At 35.9% G+C, this 6,000-nt stretch carries 1 protein-coding gene; it reads left to right on the top strand.

Annotated features, from left to right (window positions below):
- Positions 1–184 precede the first annotated feature (184 nt).
- On the top strand, positions 185–4,474 hold the full coding sequence (locus CN601_RS02925; RefSeq protein ID WP_179865419.1) for a S8 family serine peptidase: 4,290 nt from the start codon (positions 185–187) through the stop codon (positions 4,472–4,474).
- Positions 4,475–6,000: the final 1,526 nt, after the last annotated feature.

Here is a 6,000-nt window from a genome sequence, read left to right as displayed (position 1 = left end):
TACTTAGGTTGACATTTATAGATGAAAGATAAAGAGACTTAAAAGCTGTGACTCTTTTGTTTTTTTAAAAATAAAATTCAATAAAATTTTACAAAATTTAAACTTGATGCAATTTTTAAAAAATAAAATTGTGTCAAGTTTCCATATAATGAAATTATCAAGAGAGAGAGGAAGATGGGGAAAGATGAAAAAGATCAAAAAAAATATTACAAATGTGGCACTTACAACAGGTCTTGTAGCTAGCGTATTTAATCCGATGTCGATTACACACAATGTTCATGCACAACCAGTTTCAAGAGTGGAGCAAGTATTATCAGCACTTACACCAGCTCAACGCGAGTCTATTAAACAATTAAAAGTTAGTGACAAGGAAGGGCTTCAAGTATCTCCTGACTTAGATCTAACAAGTGACGCTCCAACTTCTGTTATAGTTGAATTTAAGGACAAGCCAGCACAAACAGCGGTTATGGTAGCAGAAACAGAAGGAACTACAATTTCTGAAGCAGACGCACAAGCAAAAGTGGACACTTCACACGAATCGTTTAATCAAGACTTAAAAACGATTTTTAGTAAAGAGTTAAAAGAAAAGAAAAATCCTTACAAGATTAAGCGTTCTTACAAAAAAACATTTAATGGAGTTGCTTTGACACTCCCTGCTAATAAAGTAAAAGCATTGCTTAAATCTAGTGCCGTTCAAACAGTATGGAGTGATTTGAAAGTTCAACTAGATGATCCAACTACTAAAGAAGTAGTGTCCGGGCAACAAGCTGCAACTCACAATATGGTAACGTTCCCTGGTATTGAAAAACTTCATCAAGAAGGCTATACAGGAAAAGGCGTAAAGATTGGTATTCTTGATACTGGAATTGATTACAATCACCCAGACTTAAAAGGCGCGTTTAAAGGTGGTTACGACTTCGTTGATAATGACAATGACCCAATGGAAACAACATATGCAGATTGGAAGAAGTCTGGTTTACCTGAAACGGCTAATGGAGAAGCTTTTTATACTGAGCATGGAACGCATGTGGCTGGAATTATTGCCGGACAAGGAAAAAACAATGCAGACTATTCGGTAACAGGTGTTGCACCGGATGCTGATATTTATTCTTATCGTGTTCTAGGTCAATATGGATCTGGTTCAACTTCAGCAATATTAGCAGGTATTGATAAAGCAGTTTCAGACGGAATGGACATTATTAGCATGTCACTTGGAGCAAACTATAACGACCCATTATATCCTACGGCAATTGCAGTTAATAATGCCGTACTTTCAGGGGTAACAGCAGTCGTTGCAGCAGGGAATTCTGGAAATAAAATGTATACACTAGGTTCACCAGGAAATGCTCCATTAGCAATCACTGTTGGAGCAAGTGATACTTCTGTTACGATTCCACAATTTACTTCAACAGCGCATCTATCAACTGGGGATTCACCAACTGATCTGAAGCTAGCTGCCCAAGGATATTCTGATAATATAGCGGATTTTCAAGGTCAAACATTGAAAGTAGTAAACGTAGGATCTGGTTCAGATACTGCTTATTATAAACGTGACTCGAATGGTGGTTATACTATACCAATAGATGTAAATGGAAAAATTGTTATCGCACAACGTGGTAACCTAGGCATAGCTGATATCGTGAGTACAGCTAAAAAGCACGGAGCAAAGGCTGTATTTTTAACAAATACACCTGGAGATACATTACAAGATGTATTTTTAGGTAACACGTATGGATATATTCCAACGTTTTTACTAAACAACACTCAAGGTACTGCTATTACAAGTAAACTACTTCTAACAGAAGCTATGAAAGGAAATTCAATCGACTTTACATTCGGTAATATGAGTCAAACTGTAACAACAGGTAATAAACTAGCAGACTTTAGTTCGCGAGGTCCATCACGTGTCCTATATGATATTAAACCAGAAGTAACAGCACCAGGTGTCTCTGTATTCTCAACCGTACCTTCTTATATGCATAAAGATGATAATGGTAATGTTTTAACTGATTATAAAGATGCATATGAGCGCTTATCTGGCACTTCAATGGCTACGCCAAATGTATCTGGAGTAGCAGCATTGTTAAAGCAAGCTCATCCAGACATGACACCAGCAGATATTAAGTCATCTCTTATGAATACAGCTGATCCTTTAAATGATAAATATAGTGTATATGAAGTAGGGGCGGGTCTTGTAAATCCATACAAAGCCGTTCATGCACAAACGGAAATTCAAGTGAAAGACAAGACGAAGACGTATAGCGGTAATAGTAATTCAGAAGGTACGATTACGCTTGCAAGTAAAGGAATCAAAACAATTAAAAACATTACTGGTGCTTTAAGCTTTGGTGAACAAGCTATTGATGGCAAAAATCTGACAGATTCACGTTCAATGACTTTATTTAATAAAAGTTCAGAAGATAAAACTTTTGATGTAAAAGTTCAATTCCAGACATTGGATGGTCGATTTACAAATGACTCTAGAGCAGACCAAGATGCTGCAGCTAATGGCGTTACATTAGATGTTAAATCAACAGTTAAAGTGAAACGTTACAGCAGTGCGAATATGGATGCTATGATCAAAGTTCCTAAAACTGCAAAACTTGGAACGTATGAAGGGTATGTTGTCTATACAAATCAAATAAATCCTGATGAAACGTATAAAGTTCCGTTTGCTATTCATACAGTAAAAGAAGGAATTGATTATGTTAAGGGAGCTCCAGAAGCATTTACACTACCATATGAAGCGGGAAGTAATGCAACAAGATGGTCGATTGGCGTAAACTTTAAGCTAAACTCTCATATGCGTAACTTTGATTTCTTCCTTGTAGATCCAAAAACAAACGAAGAGATCGGTTACCTTGGTTCATCTGATGGAATGGGTGCGGATGAAAATATTGAATACTATTTCCAAGGTGTATTGAATAATGGTCAGTATTATCCGTTAACTGGAAATCCTGATAACCCAATTACATTTGATTATAAGGAAGTTGACCCAGGATTATGGAAAATTAGATTAGTAGGTACAAATGATAATGGTGAAACCTTCTCTAGTGATGCACCTGTTTATTATGGTGAGAAAGAGCCAAAGGTTACGATGAACTATGAAGCAGGTCAAATTGTTGAAACAGCTAATTCAACTGACAAAACTGTTTCAGTAACAGGTAATGCATTTGATAAAAACATTGCTGAAATGCAAGCAGCGGGCATTACTGCTTCACAAGGCGACAATAAAATGTATTATTATAATCCGAATAATTCGAATGAAATAAACATTCCTGTAGATCAAAATGGGAACTTCAATTCGACAATACCTCTGGCTACAGCTGGTCCAACAACATTGCCAATTACAGAGTATGACTTCTATGACAGAGATAAATCAACTGTAGAAAATTACGGAAGTTTTAGGGACGTATACTTTGTGAAAAAAGGTACTGCTTATACTTCAGCAATTGCTGATAAACAAAGAATCAACATGGGAGATTCAAATACAGTAACGTTCTCAACAAAAAATGTAACGACAAAAGTGAAAAAAGCTGAATACTCTTTCATATATCCAGCTAATTTCCTAGATGTTACGAGTGTCAAACCACACGGATCGTATAACGGAAACCTAGATGTTAAATATACAACAACACCTTTTAATGGTTCTTTCAATAAAATGACAATCACAGCAACAGCGCTTGGTGACCTTGCGACTACTGGAATTACTGGAGATACTTCTTTAGTAGACTTGACATTTAAAGCAAAAGACCAATACTACAAGGGTCCAATGACGTTTGAAGATCCAACAGGTACAACTAGATTCTTTAATGCTGTTTATACAAATGTGGATGATAGTACTGTAACAACTCAAGGAATTCAACCTTATTTCTATATTACTCCTACTTATTCTCTTATGAGGGGTTCAGTTCAGCCGGAAGGATTAGTTACAGGAATTGGTACTGCAGGAGTAATTGTTGCGAAAAAGATTGACTTTAATAAAGCTGGCTCAAAAATTAGTGTGAAATATTCAAATGGGAAAGAATATGGAGTATCTGATCCTTTAGGATATAGTGTAACTGCTCCAAATGGATTTACAACTAAATTACCGATTACAGATAAGCCGTTTACATTATCAATTGACGTACCAGGTCATTTCACATTCAAGAAAGATTTTACAATTGGCTTGAAAGAAGACGGTAAAGTTACCGCTGGATCTAAACCAGTTGATTATAGCTATATCCCTGGTGGAGATGTAAATAAAGATAATGTAATTGATGTAAAAGATGCTCTATACATCCAAACGTATTGGGGCACAAATAAGCGTGACGCAGATATCAACTATGATGGTGTAGTTGATGAGCAAGATATGCAGTATGTAATTAATAATTACTTTATGCAAAATCCATGGAATGACAATGCTGGGAAGCCAGTTAATAAATATAAAGGTGAAACTTTAGATGATGTTTTAACGGATCTTGGTTTAGAGTAATTGCACAAAAGATGTATAGTAAAAATCGGTGACGATCAAATATCGTTACCGATTTTTTTGTGTAAACTCATTATCATGAGCGTAGTGTAGGGGGATTCGCTGTTGAACTAGGACTAAGTAGACGGCAACTGGGGCTGCGGTCACTAGAACAGCAGGACAGGGGTATGTTCAAGGATCAGCTTCTATTACACTATTTAACAGTAAAATTCAATAAGAAAAAGTAATAAAAAAGTCTTTTCATTAATAATCAATTTGGAATATTTGTGACATCTGTAGGTTGCGGGCCAAAAGCCAAATGGTTGAAGGGATTGAGCTTCGAAATGTTAGTAAATCGAGAGGGCTGATGCCTTACGCATAGCAGAAAGCAACATTTACCTTTCGTTAAGGAAAGAAGGGTAAAGCCTCTCCGGTGTCAGAGACCATGGAATGTAACACATTGATAAAATCTTTAATACATATTCCTCAAAAGATTGCTCATTGATTTATGAGTGATCTTTTTTGACATGCTAAAAAAGTTATCAAACGCATTTTGATTGGATTTTACTTTCAAAAGGAATCAGGTATCAGTACAAAGGCACAATTAGGTCAAATCAAGAAGAATTCAATAGCACTTTAAAGGTCGATTTCCATACGTGGGAATCGACTTATTTGTTCCTTAAAAATGAACGGTGTCAAATCTTAGTGTCATATTAACGGAGTAATTTAAGATGAAATATGGTACGCAAGGGTTTCTACGTTGATACAAATAGAGAAATTAAAAGGAGGATAGTGTGATTAGGTTCTTACAAGGGCTGATTTTTGTTTAAAAATAGATTAGTAATGGGAAAGAAGTGGGTGTCCTGACCACTGATTACCATTTTTGAGAGTGCCTTGCTACAACAAGTCACCTAGAATAATTTCTTCTATTGATCTATTCATTTTACTTTTTACGCTTTAAATTCGTCCTTAAGGAAAGATCGGGAACTTAGAGGCTACAAAGGAAGCTTTAAATGGTCCAGAGTAAGTAGTAGTTTTCACGGTGTCCTGTGCTTTGAAAAAGTATCGGAAATACATAGTGGATGATCAGGTAGCATGGTCTATCGTTTCAATGCCACTGAAAATTTGAAGAAAGTTTAATTGAACAATTAGGAAAATTTTATACCAAGATGGCAAGTCCGTTAATCAGAATAATGCATTTTACACAGAAAATTGGCGAAGAAATAAAGGAAAGTGTTTTCTTCTACAACTACTATGGTAGTACGATATAAACTTCCATTCACTGTGGTGAATCTGAGGCTTGAGGATTCATGGATGGCTAATGTAGAAGGTTAGCTTAAGTATTATTTCATTTAACCATTTAAAATGCACCATTTTAAAGTCTATCAGCGGAACCTGTGTACTAATTTCTGTAGAATAGGTCCATTAGTGGTGCATTATTTAGAAAGTCAGCGGAACCTGTGTACTAATTTCTGTAGAATGGGTCTATTAGTGGTGCATTATTTGTAGAGTCAGCGGAACCTGTATACTAATTTCTGTAGAATGGGTCT

This window comes from Bacillus sp. AFS017336 (assembly GCF_002555445.1).
In the GTDB taxonomy this organism is placed as follows: Bacteria; Bacillota; Bacilli; order Bacillales; family Bacillaceae_G; genus Gottfriedia.
The sequence above is the reverse complement of the archived record's forward strand: the minus strand, read 5'-3'. Positions and strand labels throughout refer to the sequence as shown.

Excerpts from the sequence above, each read along its gene's own strand:
- CN601_RS02925 (WP_179865419.1), top strand. The coding sequence starts at position 185 with ATGAAAAAGATCAAAAAAAATATTACAAATGTGGCACTTACAACAGGT.